Below are 15485 nucleotides of genomic sequence, written 5' to 3'. Positions count from 1 at the left end.
TCACTGTGCGATCAGTTGTCGAGGATCTTCAGGGCGAAGATGATGGTGTCGCCCGGCTTGATCGAGCCGTCCGGCGTGCCCTGCGGGTACCCGTCGGTCGACGGGATCACGACGGCGACGCTGGAACCCTTCTTCTGGCCGACGAGAGCCTCGGCGAAACCGGGGATCACGCCGCCCGCGCTGAACTCGGCGGCCTCGCCGCGCGCGTACGCGCTGTCGAACACCTCGCCGGTCGCGCCGTTGACGCCCTGGTAGCAGACGCTGATCATCTCGCTGTCGGTGACGACTGCGCCGTCGCCGGCCTCCAGCGTCTTGACCTCGGTCTTGTCCACCGTGAACGGCTTGTCCTTCACCGTGATCAGCGGTGCGGTGGTGTCGGTCTGACCCACCACGGCGATCGATCCGGTGGTGCCGGTGACGGTCCACTGCGGTGCGGTGTCGGCGGCCGGTTCGGTGCTCGGGCACGAGGTCGCGGTGACCGCGCCGTCGGTGGCCGACTGGGCGGCGCCGGTGGTGTCCGCACTGCTCGACGAATCGTCGGACGAGCAGCCGACGAGCAGCAGCGCGGAGGCAGCGACGGGCAACAGGAGCATGGGCTTGAGTCTCATGGAAAGTCACCTTACCGAACAGTTTGATAAGGTCAGAGGGCCTGTTGGTGCGCGAGTGTGGAGTACCGGCGGAAGATTTGTGGGATACCGCCCGGGACGACCTCCCGCGAGCGTGTCCCGTCGCAGGCCCGAACCCAGGCCGCGACCGCTGTGTACCGCGTCTCGTCACCGAGTTATTTGAGTAGATGCAGAACGCGAGGTTTTACATGTCCCGGGTAGCGATTATCGGTGCCGGACCGAGTGGATTGGCCATGCTGCGCGCTTTCGAGGCCGCGCGCCAGGCTGGAGCAGAGATCCCCGAATTGGTGTGCTACGAGAAGCAGACCGACTGGGGTGGACAGTGGAATTACAGCTGGCGGACCGGACTGGACGGTTACGGCGAGCCCGTGCCGTCAAGCATGTACCGGAACCTCTGGTCGAACGGCCCCAAGGAGGGCCTGGAATTCGCCGACTACTCCTTCGACGAGCACTTCGGTCGTCCCGTGTCGTCGTACCCGCCGCGCGAGGTGCTGTGGGACTACATCGCCGGTCGCGTGGAGAAGAGCGACGTCCGCAAGTACATCCGCTTCGAGACAGCGGTGCGCTGGGTGTCGTACGACGCCGACACCGAACAGTTCTCCGTCACCAGCCAGACGCTGCCGACCGCGGCCGATTCGACCGAGACCTTCGACTACGTGGTGGTGGCCAGCGGTCACTTCTCCTACCCGAACTTCCCGACCTTCGCCGGGATCGAGACCTTCCCGGGCATGCTGACGCACGCGCACGACTTCCGCGGCGCCGAGGGCCTGAAGGATCAGGACGTGTTGGTGATCGGTTCGAGCTATTCGGCCGAGGACATCGGCAGCCAGGCGTACAAGATGGGCGCCCGCTCGGTCACCGCGAGCTACCGCACCCAGCCGATGGGCTACCAGTGGCCCGACGGCTTCTCCGAACGGCCCGGCATCGAGCGGTTCGACGGCAACACGGTGCACTTCATCGACGGCTCCACCAAGGACGTCGACGCGGTGATCGTGTGCACCGGCTACCTGCACAAGTACGCGTACCTGCCGGAGGACCTGGGTCTGCGGTCGCCGAACAACGTGTACCCGGACGGGCTCTACCGCGGTGTGGTGTGGAACGACAATCCGAAGCTGTTCTACGTCGGCGCCCAGGACCAGTGGTTCACCTTCAACATGTTCGACGCGCAGGCCTGGTACGTCCGGGACCTGATCCTGGGCCGCTCCGCGATGCCCGACCGCAGCGAGCGGGACGCGTCGATCGCCGAGTGGCGCACGCGCTTCGTCGCCCTCGCCGATGCCGCCGACGAGATCCGGTTCCAGGGCGACTACGTCCAGGATCTGGTGAACCTCACCGACTACCCGCAGTTCGACGTCGACGGGGTGGTGGAGATCTTCCTGGCCTGGAAGAACGACAAGGCCGCCGACATCATGGGGTACCGCGACTACACCTACACGTCGGTGATGACCGGAACCCGTAGCATTCCTCACCACACCCGGTGGATGGACGAACTGGACGACAGTCTGGAGCGGTACCTGCAGACCTCCGGCTAGACGACGGGGCGCACCCGGGGAAGTGGGACTACCATGCTCTGGGTCTTCCTCGGTGGACTGCTCGGTGCCCCGGCCCGCTACCTCGTCGAGGAGGCGCTGGGCGACCGCGGCGGCTTCCCGCTGGCGACGTTCGTGGTGAACGTCGTCGGCGCGCTGGCCCTGGGCCTGCTCCTGGAGTCACTGGTGCTCGCCGGCCCCGAGACTCCCGGATCAGAGACCACCGGATCAGAGACCACCGAACCCGAGTCCGGGACCCGTCGACGAGTGCGCCTGTGCCTGGGCACCGGCTTCCTCGGCACGTTCACCACCTACAGCAGCTTCGCGGTGCAGATCGAACTGCTGGCCGGCGGCGATCGGCTTCCACTGGCTGCGGCATATGCCGCAGCCAGCCTGTCGGCCGGGCTGGCTGCGGTGGCGCTGGGCATCTGGGCCGCGCACGGGCTGCGCCGCGCGGGCGGCCTCCGATGAGCGTGTGGCTGCTCCTGGGCGTCGGCGTATTCGGCGGCCTCGGCGCGCTGCTCCGCTACGGCCAGGACACGCTGGTGCGGTCGTGGGCGGGACCCGCCTTTCCGTGGGGAACCGTCAGCATCAACGTCGTCGGCAGCTTCGTGCTGGGCTTCCTCACCGGCTTGGCGATCTTCAGCGGTGACGGCGCGGAGTGGGGGATCGTCCTCAGTTCCGGGATGTGCGCCGGGTACACCACGTTCAGCACCGCGATGTACGACGTCGCCACCCTGGCTCGCGGCGGCCGGTGGCGTGCGGCCGCGGCGGCACTGTTCGGCACGCTCGTCGCGGCGGTCGCCGCCGCCGCACTCGGCGTCGCCGCCGCCTCCCTGTTCTGACGGCGGCGGTTGCACCGGCCATCAGCCCCGTCTTCTCGCCGGCGTGCGGAACGACGGCTGACTCCCTGCGCGAACGACTCCGCCCGCGCGACGTAGGTCGCGCGGGCGGAGTCGTGTCGTCAGCCGTGGCCGATCAGCAGTCGTAGTACATCTGGAATTCGTAGGGGTGCGGGCGAACCTGCACCGGCAGGATCTCGTTCTCCCGCTTGTACGCCACCCAGGTGTCGATGAGGTCTTCGGTGAAGACGCCGCCGGCGGTCAGGTAGTCGTGATCCTCCTCGAGGCGGTCGATCACCGCGGACAGCGAGGTCGGGGCCTGCGGGATGCCCTTGGCCTCCTCGGGCGGCAGCTCGTAGAGGTCCTTGTCGACGGGCTCGTGCGGCTCGATCTTGTTCTTGATCCCGTCCAGTCCGGCCATCAACATCGCGGCGAACGCCAGGTACGGGTTGCCGGAGCTGTCCGGGCAACGGAACTCGATGCGCTTGGCCTTCGGGTTGTTGCCGGTGATCGGGATACGCACGCAGGCGCTGCGGTTGCGCTGGCTGTAGACCAGATTGATCGGGGCCTCGTAGCCGGGGACCAGTCGCTTGTACGAGTTGATCGTCGGGTTGGTGAAGGCCAGCAGGCTCGGGGCGTGGTGCAGAATGCCGCCGATGTAGTAGCGCGCCATGTCCGAGAGGCCGCCGTAGCCGGACTCGTCGTAGAACAGCGGCTTGCCGTCGAGCCACAGCGACTGGTGGGCGTGCATGCCCGAACCGTTGTCGCCGAAGAGCGGCTTGGGCATGAAGGTGACCGACTTGCCGTGCTGCCAAGCGGTGTTCTTGATGATGTACTTGAACAGCTGAACGTCGTCGGCCGCGTGCAGCAGAGTGTTGAACTTGTAGTTGATCTCCGCCTGGCCGCCGGTGCCCACCTCGTGGTGGCCGCGTTCCAGAGTGAAGCCGGAGTTCTGCAGCTTGGTCGACATCTCGTCGCGCAAGTCGACGTAGTGGTCGTACGGGGCCACCGGGAAGTAGCCGCCCTTGGGGCGCACCTTGTAACCGAGGTTCGGGGTGCCGTCCGGGTTGGTCTCCTTGCGGGCGTTCCACCAGCCGGACTCGGACTCGACCTTATAGAAGGTCTCGTTCATCTCCGAGCCGTAGGAGACGCCGTCGAAGATGTAGAACTCGGCTTCGGCACCGAAGAAGCAGGTGTCGGCGATGCCGGTGGAGGTCAGGTAGTCCTGGGCCTTGCGGGCGACGTTGCGGGGGTCGCGGCTGTAGGCCTCGCGGGTGAACGGGTCGTGCACGAAGAAGCTGACGTTCATCGTCTTGGCCTTGCGGAACGGATCGATCCGCGCGGTGGCCGGGTCGGGCAGCAGCATCATGTCGGACTCGTCGATCGACTGGAAGCCGCGCACCGACGAGCCGTCGAAGGCGAGGCCTTCTTCGAAGACGGACTCATCGAACGCCGAGGCGGGGATCGAGAAGTGCTGCATGGTCCCGGGGAGGTCGCAGAACCGAATGTCGACGTATTCGACGCCCTCGGCCTTGATGCCCTCGAGTAGTTCTTCGTTCGTGTTGTACACGGTCGCCGTACTCCTTACTGGGGTGGTCCAGAACCTCTCTGGACCGCAATCCACCCTGCCATTGTCTCTCGCGGCAAGGCTGGATCGTTGGATTAGACGCTATGGAGGCGAGATTGCCCGTTGGTCAAGCCAATGTTTCCCCCGTGTTACACGACGGCCCGGCCCGGGTGGTCCAGGTCACGACCTAGAATGAAGGCATGGCTTCGAAGAACAGCTCGCAGGGACCGTCGATGCGTGATGCGGCCGGTTCCTGGCTGACCGGGCCGTATCAGGCCAAGGAAGACGTCGACTATCGCGGCCAGGACCTCGGGCTGCCCGAGACCGGGCCCGGATCGATCGCCGGCGGCTGGCGCCGCGTGCTGGCGCTGCTTCTCGACTGGTTCATCGCGGCGGGCGTCGCGTTCCTGATCGTGGGTGCCCAGCCCGCATACGAGGCGAACGGCCAGGTGTACACCGCGTTCGAGATGACTGCCCGCGAAATGGCCTGGCCGCAGTTTCTCGTCTGGTTCATCCTGAGCATCGCCACGGTGCTCTTCTTCGGTTTCACACCGGGGCAGTATCTGGCCGGCGTCCGGGTGGCGCGCGTGGACTTCGGTCCCGAGCGCGGTGCCGCCGAAGCCGCGGGTACCGAGCCGCGCGCCGCGGTGGACCTGGTCCGCGCCTTCTTCCGGCAGTTCTTGGTCCCGTTCGTGGTCCCGGCGCTGATCAACGACTACAACGGCCGCGCCATGCACGACCGCGCCACCGGCACCGCAATCGTCCGAACCCGCTGACACAACTTACTACGCAGTAAAGAATGGTCCTCATGGGACTGTTCCAGCGAGGGCCGGCACGGATTCGACTCGACGGCGCGGTGGTGCTCGTCACCGGTGGCGCCCGCGGCATCGGTGCGCGCACCGCCTGCGCGGCAGGCGACCGCGGCGCCCACGTCTGGATCGGCGACCTCGATCCCGACCTGGCCGAACGCGCGGCGACCGGTGCGCAGTGTCGCCGACTCGACGTGACCGACCCGGCGTCCTGGCAGTCGCTGGTCGACGAGATCGTGCGGGTGCACGGCCGGATCGACGTCCTGGTGAACAACGCCGGGGTGGTGCCCACGGGTTCGCTCATCGCACAGCCGCTGGCCGAGATCGACCTGACCCTCGATGTGAACGTGCGCGGTGTGCTGCTCGGGATGCGCGCCGTGCTGCCGACGATGATCGCCGCACGCCGCGGACACATCGTCAACGTCGCCTCGATGGCCGGGGAACTGCCGCTGCCGGGCATGGTGACCTACAACGCCAGCAAGTACGCGGCGCTGGGCGCCTCGCTGGCGGCGCGCCGCGAGTACGAGGCGGCCGGGATCGCGGTCTGCGCCATCCTGCCGGCCGCGGTGCGCACGGAACTGTCCTCCGGCGCCGATCTGGGCGGCACGCTGCCCACCGTCGACCCCGAACAGGTGGCGGACGCGATCTTGCACACGCTGCGCTCGCGCGCGGCGCAGACGTCGGTGCCGCAGTGGGTGTCGCCGGCCTGGCGGGTGGCCGACCTGCTGACCCCGGAGCCGCTGATGCGGCTGGCGCGCGGCGTGGCCGACGACGACCAGGCCCTTCGGATCAACGCGAACGCCGGCCGTCGGGGATACCTCGATCGAATCGCGGACCAGACACGCGCGCACGCCGAGCCGGGGATCAGGGAATCGGGGATCGCGGAATCGGATATCTCGGCATCGGGGATCGCGGAGTGAGCCCCGGATCGTCGACGGCGGTCGTGATCGGCTGCGGCGGCACGATCGGCGGCGCATGGTCGATCGCCGCGTTGGCCGCGCTCGCCGAGCAGACGGGCTGGGATCCGCGGGATGCCGCCATCCTGCAGGGCACTTCGGCGGGCGCGGAGATCGTCACCATGCTCGGTGCCGGGTTCTCTACCGACGACCTGGTCGCCATGTAGCTCGTGCAGCCGGTCGACGCGCGCCTGGCCCGGCACCTGGCCGACACGCCGTCGTCGCTGCCGTGGCCGCAGTTGCCGCGGCCGGGCACGCTGGGCCGCCAGTCCGGTCACCGGCGCTGACCGGACTGGCGCCGCGCGGGCGCGCCAATCCCGACTGGCTGGGCCGACTGGCCGACGCGGTGACCGAACCCGGGCAGCGCTGGCCGCCGCGCACCGGGGTGCGGCTGGTGAGCTATCGGCCCGACGAGGATCGGCGCGTCGCGTTCACCGGCTCGCCGGGCCCGACGAATCCGAACCTGTCGGGTGGCGCGACCTTCAGCGAAGCCCTGCGCGCCTCCTGGGCGATTCCCGCGTGGATGCCGCCGGTGGAGATCGACGGGCGGACTACGTGGACGGCGGCGCCGCCTCCACCGCCTCGGTGGATCTGATCGCCGCGGACGAAGCCGACGTGATCTACGTGTCACGTCGATGGCCGGGCTCGACGACGTCCACGGGCCCGGTGTGGGCGGGCGGCTCGAAGCGACCCTGCTGCGGCGACCGATGTCGGCAGTCCTCACTCAAGAAGTGGCCCGGGTCCGGGCCCGCGGTACCCGCGTGGTGGTGGTCTCGCCGACCGCTCCGGAGATGGTGCAGCTCGGCGCGAACTTCATGCGCCGGGGTCGTCGCGGGAAGGCCTTCGCCGCGGCCCGGCACAGCACGGTGGCCACCGTCGCCGCCGCTCTCGCGCAGGACGCGTCCGCGTGAGTGCGGCCCCGCGGTCACCGCGCATCGTGATCATCGGCGCCGGGGTCGCGGGCATCACGGCGGCGCACGTGCTCACCGACGCCGGTTTCGACGACGTGACCGTGCTGGAGAAGGGCTCGGACGTGGGCGGCGTCTGGTACTGGAACCGCTACCCGGGGCTGACCTGCGATGTGCCGTCGCAGATCTACCAGTTCGGGTTCGCGCCCAAGCCCGACTGGCCGCGGGTGTGGGCCACCGGGCCGCAGATCCAGCGGTACCACCGCGACGTCGTCGAGCAACTCGGCCTCGCCTCCCGGATCCGATTGGACACCGAGGTGGTGGCCGCGGAGTTCGACGACGACACCGCAAGGTGGCGACTGCGCACCCGGGGCGGGGAGGAACTGGCCGCCGACTTCGTGCTGTGCGCCACCGGCGTGCTGCACAATCCGTCGATCCCGTCGATCGACGGCCTGGGCGATTTCGCCGGTCCCGTGGTGCACACCGCCCGCTGGGACGACGACCTGGTGACCGACGGCAAGGCGGTCGCGGTGATCGGTACCGGATCCACCCGGCGTGCAGGTGGTGTCGGCGCTGCACGGCGGGGCCGCGAGCCTCACGCACTTCGTGCGGTCGCCGCAGTGGGTGCTGTGGGCGCCGATGTGGCTGCCGCAGCCATCCGGCGTCGCCACCGCGCTGCGCAGCGTGCCGGGCCTGCACGACCGCGTGTTCCAGACGCTGCAGTGGGGGAGTCAGATTCTGGCCGACGTGGTGACCACGCCGTCCTGGCGTCGCCGCGCGGTGCAGGCCTACGCGCGCCTGTCGCTGCAACTCGGGGTGCGCGACGCGGCGCTGCGTGCGCGACTGACACCGGACGACGAGCCGCTGTGCAAGCGGCAGGTGGTGTCGGGCAGCTACTACCGCGCCGTGCAGTCGTCGAACACCCGGCTGGAGACCGCGGCCATCGAGAAGGTGGTGCCCGACGGGATCGTCACCGTCGACGGCCGGCTGCACCGCCTCGACGTGATCGTGCTGGCGACCGGCTTCCGCACGCACGACTACATGCGGCCCATGGCGATCACCGGCCGCGACGGCCGCACCCTCGATCAGGAATGAGTCGACGGCCCCCGCGCCTACCGGATGACGGCGATCCCCGGTTTCCCGAATCTGTTCACCGTGCTGGGTCCCAACTCGCCGACCGGTTCCATCCCGGACCGGAACCGGCGCACTTCCGCGGAGCGCAGCCGCGACCGTCGTCGCCGGATCGGCCGTAAAATCAACGGCATGTGCCGAAACATTCGAACCCTGCATAACTTCGAGCCCCCGGCGACCACCGACGAGGTGCACGCGGCGGCGCTGCAATACGTGCGCAAGGTGGCGGGCACCACCAAACCGTCGCAGGCCAACGTCGCCGCCTTCGACGAGGCGGTGGAAGCGGTGGCCGCGGCGACCCAGCACCTGCTGGATCATCTGGTGACCAGCGCCGCGCCCAAGGACCGCGAGGTGGAGGCCGCAAAGGCCAAGGCCCGCTCGGCCGCCCGCTACGCGTAACGCGTCGTCAGCGGGCCCCGGCCGGGGTCAGTCGCTCAGGCGCCGCCGCGGCGACGGGCGGTGCGGGCGACGTTGCGCATCTTGGCGCCCTGCGGCATCGGACCCTTGGGCATGGCGGGACCGGACGCGCCCTTGCTCTTGAGGGCGGCTAGGCGGCCGTCGAGCGACTCCATGCGCTTGCGGTCGATGTTGCCGGGCAGCTTCTTGATGTGCTTCTCGAGCTTGGCGAGCTTGATCTCACCCTCGCCGTTGCCGACCACGATCTCGTAGATCGGGGTGTTGCCCACCACGCGGGCGGCCTTCTTCTTCTCTTGCGACATCAGCGGGCGCACGCGCGAGGCGGAGCCCTCGGCCACCAGGATGATGCCCGGCTTGCCGATCACGCGGTGCACGGCATCGAGCTGGCTGGTGCCGGCGACGGCCTGCTGCACGCGCCACTGGCCGCGCATGTTGCTCAACGCCCAGCCTGCCGCGCCCGGCTGGCCTTCGGCCTTCTTGAAGACGGTCGCCGACACGCGACGACCGAACAGAATGAACGCCAGGAGCACACCGACGGCGATGCCGAGCGGCAGCATCAGCCAGAGGCCGCCGAAGGCGTACTTGCCGATCAGGGCGAAGACGGTGGTCGACACGGCCACCACGCCGAGCATGAGCGGGATGAGCGCCTTGTCTTCCTTGCGCTGCATGTTGAAGGCCTGCCAGATCTGCTGGCGCTGCTCCTTCGAAGCCGCCTTGCGGGCGGTCTTCGCGGCCTTCTTGGCCTCTTTGCTCGCGGTGTCTTTCGCCTTTGCCATGCTGCCCAGTCTACGGTGCCATGCGCGCCAGGACCGACGAGGCCTCTTGCGCGGTGGTGCCCTCGTCGGCCAGGTGCGCCATGGCCGGGGCCAGTGCGCGGCCGTGGCGGGCCATGGCCTGTGCGTAGAGTCGTCCGGCCCGGTACGAGGAACGCACCAACGGCCCGGCCAGCACGCCGGCGAAGCCGAGTTCGGTGGCGAAGTCGGAGTGCTCGACGAACTCCTCCGGCTTCACCCAGCGCTCCACCGGATGGTGGCGGGGCGTGGGCCGCAGGTACTGGGTGATGGTGACGATGTCGCAGCCGGCCTCATGCAGGTCGCGCAGCGCGTCGCGCACCTCCTCGGGCGTCTCGCCCAGGCCCAGGATCAGGTTCGACTTGGTGACCAGCCCGAAGTCGCGGGCCTGAGTCAGCACGTCGAGCGAGCGCTCGTAGCGGAACGCCGGGCGGATCCGCTTGAAGATGCGCGGCACCGTCTCCAGGTTGTGCGCCAGCACCTCCGGACGGGACTCGAAGACCTCGGCGAGCAGGTCGGGCTTGGCGTGGAAGTCGGGGATCAGATTCTCGACGCCGGTGCCCGGGTTGTACTCGTGGATCTTGCGGACCGTCTCGGCGTACAGCCAGGCGCCCTCGTCGGGCAGGTCGTCGCGGGCGACACCGGTGATCGTCGAGTAGCGCAGACCCATGGCCCGCACCGATTCGGCGACGCGGCGCGGCTCGTCGCGGTCGAGCGCGCTCGGCTTGCCGGTGTCGATCTGGCAGAAGTCGCAGCGCCGGGTGCACTGCTCGCCGCCGATCAGGAAGGTGGCCTCGCGGTCTTCCCAGCACTCGTAGATGTTCGGGCAGCCGGCTTCCTCGCAGACGGTGTTCAAGCCTTCGCTGCGCACCAGGTTCTTGAGCTCGGAGTACTCCGGACCCATCGTCGCGCGAGTCTTGATCCACTTCGGCTTGCGCTCGATGGGAGTCTGCGAGTTGCGCACCTCCAACCGGAGGAGCTTGCGGTCGGCGGGCGAGGCGGGCTGGGCGGTCACTGCACCGATCCTACGCGGTCCAGGCACTCCTGCACGTGCGCGGCGACGGCGTCGAGCGTCTGGGCGACGGTGAGCGCCGTTCCGGTCTCGGCGGCCAACGACGTGACCCCCGCATCCGGGATGCCGCACGGGACGATCGCCGAGAACACCGACAGGTCCGGGTCCACGTTGAGCGCGAAGCCGTGCAGGGTGACGCCGCGCGCCACCCGGATGCCGATCTGCCCGAGTTTGCGTTCACCGGCGTCGTCGATCACCCAGACACCGGATCGGCCCTCGACCCGGCCGGTGGTCAGCCCGCGGTCGGCGCAATAGCCGATCAGCGCCTCCTCGATGCGGCGGACGTAGTCGACCACGTCGAGCGGTTCGGCGAGCTTCACGATCGGATAGCCGACCAGCTGGCCGGGTCCGTGCCAGGTGATGCGGCCGCCGCGGTCGACGTCGATCACGCGGGCGCCGTTCACCGGACGGTCGCTGTCCTCGGTGCGCCGACCCGCGGTGTAGATCGACGGATGCTCGAGGAGCAGGAGCAGGTCGTGGTCCAGTTCGCCGGATGCCCGCTGCTCGGCCAGCTCGTGCTGCATCGCGTAGGCGGCCTCGTAGTCGACGGTGCCGAGCTTGCGGACTTCGAGAGGCGCGCTGCTGGCGCGCAGCAGACGATCAGGCACGGGTGTACTCCAGGGCTGCCGACAGGGTGGGGTGGGCGAAGCCGAAACCGTGCTCGCTCAGCACGGCGGGTTCCACCCGGGACGAGGTGAGGATCAGGTCGCCGACCATCTCGCCGCCGACGGCCTGCGCCAGGCGGGCGGGCACCGGAAGCACGGCCCGCCGACGGACGAGGCGGGCGAGCTCGTCGCTGAAGTCGCCGTACCGCACCGCGTGCGGCGCCGCCAGATTCACCGGTCCGGCGATCTCGGCGGCGTCGAGCAGGTAGGTGATGGCGCGGACCTCGTCGGACAGTGAGATCCACGAGAAGAACTGGTCGCCGTCGCCGATGCGACCGCCGAGCCCGAGCCGGTAGAGCGGCCGCAGACGACCGAGCAGGCCGCCGGACCGGGAGAGCACCGGCGCGGTCCGCAGGTGGACCACGCGCGCATCGACCGCGGGTGCGGTGGCCGCCTCCCAATCGGCGGTGAGTGCCGCCAGGAAGCCGACGCCCACCGGCGCCGCCTCGGTGGCCGCCTCCTCGCCGGTGTCACCGTAGAAACCGGTGGCGCTGGCGCTGAGGAAGACCGGCACCCCGGCCTGCTGCACGGCTTCGGCGAGCACCCCGGTGGGGGTGATGCGCGAATCCCGGAGCTGCTGTTTGAACCAGCCGCTCCAGCGTCGTGAGCCCAGGCCCACGCCGCCGAGGCCGACCACGGCGTCGACCCCGTCGAGCGCACCCGGCGGAACCCCGAAGGTCTCCGGGTCCCACCGGATCTGGCGGTCTCCGGTCACCGGTCCGCGCACCAGGCGCAAGACCTCGTGACCGGAGCCCGTCAGCGACTCGACGAGTGCCGAGCCGATCAGTCCGTGGCTGCCGGCGACGGCGATACGCAACTACAGGCCCAGATCAGCGGCGAATTCGCCGGCCTCCAGGCGCTGACGCACCGTGGTGAGGAAGCGACCGGCGTCGGCACCGTCGATCAGGCGGTGATCGTAGGTCAGCGGCAGGTACGCCATCGACCGGGCCGCGATCGACTCGGTGCCGTCCTCGGCGGTGAGTACCACCGGGCGCTTCACGATGGCACCGGTGCCGAGCATGGCGGCCTGCGGCGGCACCAGGATCGGGGTGTCGAACAGGGCGCCCTGGCTGCCGATGTTGGTGAGGGTGAAGGTGCCGCCGGACAGCTCGTCGGGCTTCAGGTCGCCCGAGCGGGCCCGCGCGGCGATGTCGGCGATCGCGCGTGCCAGACCGGCCAGCGACAGATCGTCGGCGTTGTGGATCACCGGCGACAGCAGACCCTGCGGGGTGTCCACGGCGATACCCAGGTTCACCTGACCGTGGTAGGTGATCTCCTTCTTGGCCTCGTCGATGGAGGCGTTGATGTTCGGATGCACCTTGAGGGCCTCGACCACCGCCTTCGCGAAGAACGGCAGGAAGGTCAGGTTGACCCCCTCGGCGGCGCTGAACGAGGCCTTGGCCTGTGCGCGCAGCGTCGCGATCCGGGTCATGTCGGCCTCGTGGACCTGCGTGAGCTGGGCGCTGGAGGCCAGCGACTCGCGGGTCTTCGCGGCGGTGATCTGGCGGATCCGGTTGATCGGCTGGGTGGTGCCGATCAGTGCCGCCAGGGCCGAGCTGGCCGCGGCGGGCGCGGGAGCCGCCGCGGCGGGAGCCGGTGCGGCCGGAGCAGCGGCCGGGGCCTTGGCGGCCTCGGCGGCGGCGAGCACGTCCTGCTTGCGGATACGGCCGCCGACACCGGTGCCGGTCAGAGCGTTCAGGTCGACGTTGTGCTCCGCGGCGAGCTTGCGCACCAGCGGGGTGACGTACGGGGTGGACTCCAGATCCTTGGGCGCGCTCGCGGCCGGGGCCGGAGCGGCCGCAGCGGGAGCCGGGTGGGCTTCGGTGCGGGCTCGGGTTCCGGTTCCGGTTCGGGAGCGGGCTCGGGCTCAGGGGAGGGCTCCGGTGCGGCCGCGGCGGGTGCCGCAGCCGGTGCGCCGGCCTCGCCGATCACGGCGAGGCGGCCGCCCACCTCGACAACGTCGTCTTCGTTGGCGACGATCTCCAGCAGCACGCCCGCGTACGGCGACGGGATCTCGGTGTCGACCTTGTCGGTGGAGATCTCCAGCAGCGGCTCGTCGAGGGCCACCTCGTCACCGACCTGCTTGAGCCACTGGGTCACGGTGCCTCGGTGACCGACTCGCCGAGCTCCGGCATGGTCACGTCGTTACCGGACGCCGGTGCGGCGGGGGCGGCCGGTGCCGCGGGGCCGCGGCGGACTCCGATGCAGCGGCGGGTGCGGGGCGGCAGCGGGCTCGGGCTCGGGCTCGGCGGCGGGCGTGGGGCCGCCTCGTCGGCGGCTTCGCCGGCCTCGCCGATCAGAGCGAGCTGGCCGCCCACCTCCACGACGTCGTCCTCGTGCGCCACGATCTTGACCAGGACGCCGGCGAAGGGCGACGGGATCTCGGTGTCGACCTTGTCCGTGGAGATCTCCAGCAACGGTTCATCCACCTCGACGGTGTCACCCTCGCTCTTCAGCCATTGGGTGACGGTCCCTTCGGTGACGCTTTCACCCAGTTCGGGCATCTCGACGGAGAAGGCCATTGCGTGTTGCTCCCTAGCTCAAATATGTACGTGTGCCGGTCGACGGTCCTGCCGGATAAACCCTACCCTCATTGCCCCACCGGCTTGAGGGCCCTGGCGAGTTACCTGCGGGTACCTTTCAACCGGCGCTGGCGATGTCTTCCAGGACGGCGACGAGAGTCCGGACCGGGACGCCGGTGCCACCCTTCCCGGTGTACCCGTACGCGCCGCCGGCGTTGAACGCGGGGCCCGCCACGTCGACGTGCGCCCAGCCGATGTCGTCGGCCACGAACTCCTTCAAGAACATGGCGGCCGAGAGCATTCCGCCCCAGCGGTGGTTGGTCACGTTCGCCAGGTCGGCGACCCGCGAGTTCAGGTCGGCGCGCAGCTCGGCGGGCATCGGCATCGGCCAGCCGTGCTCGCCGACCTCCTGGGACAGGCGGGCCACGCGGTCGCGGAACTCGTCGGTGCCCAGGACGCCCGGGGTGCGGGTGCCCAGCGCCACCATTTGCGCACCGGTCAGGGTGGCGGTGTCGATCAGATAGTCCGGCTCGTCCTCGCAGGCGCGCACGATCGCGTCGGCCAGGATCAGGCGGCCCTCGGCGTCGGTGTTGAGGACCTCCACCGTGGTGCCGCCGTACTGGGTGAGGACGTCGCCGGGGCGCTGCGCGGTGCCCGACGGCATGTTCTCGGCCATCGGCACGGTCGCGGTGACCGCGACGTCCAGGCCGAGCTTCGCGGCGGCGACGACGGTGGCGATCACCGCGGCCGCGCCGCCCATGTCCGAGGTCATCTGCTCCATGCCGGCGGCGGGCTTGATGGAGATGCCGCCGGTGTCGAAGGTGACGCCCTTGCCGACCAGCGCGACCTTCTTGGCGGCGCCGGACGGAGCGTAGGTGAGGCGGACCAGACGCGGCGGTCGCGAGCTGCCCTGGCCGACGCCGAGGATGCCGCCGAAGCCGCCGTCGGCGAGCGCCTGCTCGTCGAGGATCTGGACGTCCAGTCCGGCCGCGCTGCCGACCCGCTTGGCGCGGTCGGCGAACTCGCCGGGGTAGAGGTGACTCGGCGGGGTGTTCACGAAGTCGCGGGCGAGCGCGACGGCGTCGGCCACCACGAGGGCGTGTTCCAGCTCGCTCTTGGCCTGCTTGGTCTTCTGCGGCACCAGGAGGGTCACCTCGCTCGGCGGACGACGATCCGAGCGCGACTTACCGGACCGGAAGTCGTCGAAGAGGTAGGCGCCGAGGTAGAAGCCTTCGGCGGCGGCGCTCAGATCGGCGGCACCCAGTGTGGAGGTCACCGGGCCCGCACCGTCGAGGGTGCGGACGGCGTTGCCTGCGGCCTGGCGGATGTTCTCGGCGTCCTCGGCGTCGGCGGCGCTGCCCAGGCCCACCGCCGTCACCAGGCGCACGGGCAGTCCGGCGGGCGCGGGCACGGAGACCACCTGACCGGCCTTGCCGGTGGCGGCGACGGCGCGCAGCGCGGCGGTCAGCGCGTCGGCGGTCTCGTCGTCGAACAGGTCGTCGGTGACGAGCAGTGTGGGCTCGGTCTCGTCGGCGTCGGTATCGGCGGCGATCAGGCCGATCACCAGGACGTCGTCGTTCTTGGTCAGGGCTGTCCCGAGCTCGATGCGCGGGCCACGGTCACGGTCACAGATGTCGTTGCTGCTCACGC

At 69.8% G+C, this 15485-nt stretch carries 16 protein-coding genes and 2 pseudogenes; 10 read left to right on the top strand and 8 right to left on the bottom strand.

Annotated features, from left to right (window positions below):
* Nucleotides 1-11: 11 nt before the first annotated feature.
* Entirely contained in the window at nucleotides 12-608 is a 597-nt protein-coding gene (locus tag MUG78_RS16580) for an FKBP-type peptidyl-prolyl cis-trans isomerase (protein ID WP_246996670.1), read from the bottom strand.
* A 206-nt stretch (nucleotides 609-814) separates the two neighbouring features.
* On the opposite strand from MUG78_RS16580, the gene MUG78_RS16575 reads away from it, so the two are divergent.
* The 3 genes from MUG78_RS16575 to MUG78_RS16565 are packed head-to-tail and all read left to right on the top strand — an operon-like array spanning nucleotide 815 to nucleotide 3000.
* Entirely contained in the window at nucleotides 815-2158 is a 1344-nt protein-coding gene (locus tag MUG78_RS16575) for a trimethylamine monooxygenase (protein WP_246996668.1), read from the top strand.
* Nucleotides 2159-2191: 33 nt separating this feature from the next.
* Nucleotides 2192-2626, top strand: coding sequence for a fluoride efflux transporter FluC (locus tag MUG78_RS16570; RefSeq protein ID WP_246996666.1), 435 nt, complete (start codon nucleotides 2192-2194; stop codon nucleotides 2624-2626).
* On the top strand, nucleotides 2623-3000 hold the full coding sequence (locus tag MUG78_RS16565; RefSeq protein WP_246996665.1) for a fluoride efflux transporter FluC: 378 nt from the start codon (nucleotides 2623-2625) through the stop codon (nucleotides 2998-3000). Before MUG78_RS16570 ends, MUG78_RS16565 begins: the two co-directional genes overlap by 4 nt.
* Nucleotides 3001-3133: 133 nt before the next feature.
* On the opposite strand, the gene glnA is transcribed toward MUG78_RS16565, so the two are convergent.
* Nucleotides 3134-4567 (bottom strand): type I glutamate--ammonia ligase, encoded by a 1434-nt coding sequence (gene glnA / locus MUG78_RS16560; protein ID WP_246996663.1) that lies wholly within the window; start codon nucleotides 4565-4567, stop codon nucleotides 3134-3136.
* Between the two features lie 230 nt (nucleotides 4568-4797).
* Here glnA and MUG78_RS16555 point away from each other — a divergent pair, with 230 nt between their 5' ends.
* From MUG78_RS16555 to MUG78_RS16535, 7 genes and pseudogenes are all read left to right on the top strand, one after another.
* Nucleotides 4798-5340: an RDD family protein gene (locus MUG78_RS16555; RefSeq protein WP_246997155.1), complete on the top strand. Its 543-nt coding sequence runs from the start codon at nucleotides 4798-4800 to the stop codon at nucleotides 5338-5340.
* A 32-nt stretch (nucleotides 5341-5372) separates the two neighbouring features.
* Nucleotides 5373-6293 (top strand): SDR family oxidoreductase, encoded by a 921-nt coding sequence (locus tag MUG78_RS16550; RefSeq protein WP_246996661.1) that lies wholly within the window; start codon nucleotides 5373-5375, stop codon nucleotides 6291-6293.
* The gene (locus tag MUG78_RS18385) at nucleotides 6290-6496 is read left to right on the top strand and encodes a patatin-like phospholipase family protein (RefSeq protein WP_308221388.1); all 207 of its coding nucleotides are present in this window, start codon (nucleotides 6290-6292) and stop codon (nucleotides 6494-6496) included. The genes MUG78_RS16550 and MUG78_RS18385 overlap by 4 nt, the downstream gene beginning before the upstream one ends.
* Nucleotides 6497-6558: 62 nt before the next feature.
* A complete protein-coding gene (locus MUG78_RS18380; RefSeq protein WP_308221387.1) occupies nucleotides 6559-6924 on the top strand; it encodes a hypothetical protein in 366 nt (121 codons plus the stop codon).
* Between the two features lie 40 nt (nucleotides 6925-6964).
* Complete coding sequence (locus tag MUG78_RS18375; RefSeq protein ID WP_308221386.1) at nucleotides 6965-7240, top strand: hypothetical protein; 276 nt, start codon at nucleotides 6965-6967, stop codon at nucleotides 7238-7240.
* Nucleotides 7237-8425: pseudogene (locus tag MUG78_RS16540) on the top strand (flavin-containing monooxygenase); the annotation flags it as partial. The gene MUG78_RS18375 and the pseudogene MUG78_RS16540, both read left to right, overlap by 4 nt.
* 75 nt (nucleotides 8426-8500) lie before the next feature.
* Complete coding sequence (locus MUG78_RS16535; RefSeq protein ID WP_246997153.1) at nucleotides 8501-8767, top strand: DUF2277 domain-containing protein; 267 nt, start codon at nucleotides 8501-8503, stop codon at nucleotides 8765-8767.
* Between the two features lie 35 nt (nucleotides 8768-8802).
* Here the strand turns inward: MUG78_RS16535 and MUG78_RS16530 are convergent, their stop codons facing one another.
* The 6 genes and pseudogenes from MUG78_RS16530 to MUG78_RS16505 form a co-directional block, all read right to left on the bottom strand.
* Nucleotides 8803-9561, bottom strand: coding sequence for a DUF4191 domain-containing protein (locus tag MUG78_RS16530; protein WP_246996659.1), 759 nt, complete (start codon nucleotides 9559-9561; stop codon nucleotides 8803-8805).
* Between the two features lie 10 nt (nucleotides 9562-9571).
* Nucleotides 9572-10600, bottom strand: a complete 1029-nt coding sequence (gene lipA, locus MUG78_RS16525; RefSeq protein ID WP_372493295.1) for a lipoyl synthase — start codon at nucleotides 10598-10600, stop codon at nucleotides 9572-9574.
* Entirely contained in the window at nucleotides 10588-11256 is a 669-nt protein-coding gene (lipB, locus tag MUG78_RS16520) for a lipoyl(octanoyl) transferase LipB (protein WP_246996656.1), read from the bottom strand. Before lipB ends, lipA begins: the two co-directional genes overlap by 13 nt.
* A complete protein-coding gene (locus tag MUG78_RS16515; protein ID WP_246996654.1) occupies nucleotides 11249-12130 on the bottom strand; it encodes a TIGR01777 family oxidoreductase in 882 nt (293 codons plus the stop codon). Before MUG78_RS16515 ends, lipB begins: the two co-directional genes overlap by 8 nt.
* Nucleotides 12131-13835: pseudogene (sucB, locus tag MUG78_RS16510) on the bottom strand (2-oxoglutarate dehydrogenase, E2 component, dihydrolipoamide succinyltransferase).
* A 118-nt stretch (nucleotides 13836-13953) separates the two neighbouring features.
* Nucleotides 13954-15483, bottom strand: a complete 1530-nt coding sequence (locus MUG78_RS16505; protein ID WP_246996652.1) for a leucyl aminopeptidase — start codon at nucleotides 15481-15483, stop codon at nucleotides 13954-13956.
* Nucleotides 15484-15485 lie beyond the last annotated feature (2 nt).

Origin of the sequence: Gordonia alkaliphila (assembly GCF_023017165.1) — a bacterium.
Taxonomy (GTDB): Bacteria; Actinomycetota; Actinomycetes; order Mycobacteriales; family Mycobacteriaceae; genus Gordonia; species Gordonia alkaliphila.
Note: the sequence above shows the minus strand (reverse complement) of the source record. Positions and strands in the feature narration are given on the sequence as shown.

Bases quoted from the DNA above. Each gene is read 5' to 3' on its own strand.
- MUG78_RS16580 (WP_246996670.1), bottom strand. From the start codon at position 608: ATGAGACTCAAGCCCATGCTCCTGTTGCCCGTCGCTGCCTCCGCGCTG.
- MUG78_RS16575 (WP_246996668.1), top strand. From the start codon at position 815: ATGTCCCGGGTAGCGATTATCGGTGCCGGACCGAGTGGATTGGCCATG.
- MUG78_RS16570 (WP_246996666.1), top strand. From the start codon at position 2,192: ATGCTCTGGGTCTTCCTCGGTGGACTGCTCGGTGCCCCGGCCCGCTAC.
- MUG78_RS16565 (WP_246996665.1), top strand. From the start codon at position 2,623: ATGAGCGTGTGGCTGCTCCTGGGCGTCGGCGTATTCGGCGGCCTCGGC.
- MUG78_RS16555 (WP_246997155.1), top strand. From the start codon at position 4,798: ATGCGTGATGCGGCCGGTTCCTGGCTGACCGGGCCGTATCAGGCCAAG.
- MUG78_RS16550 (WP_246996661.1), top strand. From the start codon at position 5,373: ATGGGACTGTTCCAGCGAGGGCCGGCACGGATTCGACTCGACGGCGCG.
- MUG78_RS18375 (WP_308221386.1), top strand. From the start codon at position 6,965: ATGGCCGGGCTCGACGACGTCCACGGGCCCGGTGTGGGCGGGCGGCTC.
- MUG78_RS16535 (WP_246997153.1), top strand. From the start codon at position 8,501: ATGTGCCGAAACATTCGAACCCTGCATAACTTCGAGCCCCCGGCGACC.
- MUG78_RS16530 (WP_246996659.1), bottom strand. From the start codon at position 9,561: ATGGCAAAGGCGAAAGACACCGCGAGCAAAGAGGCCAAGAAGGCCGCG.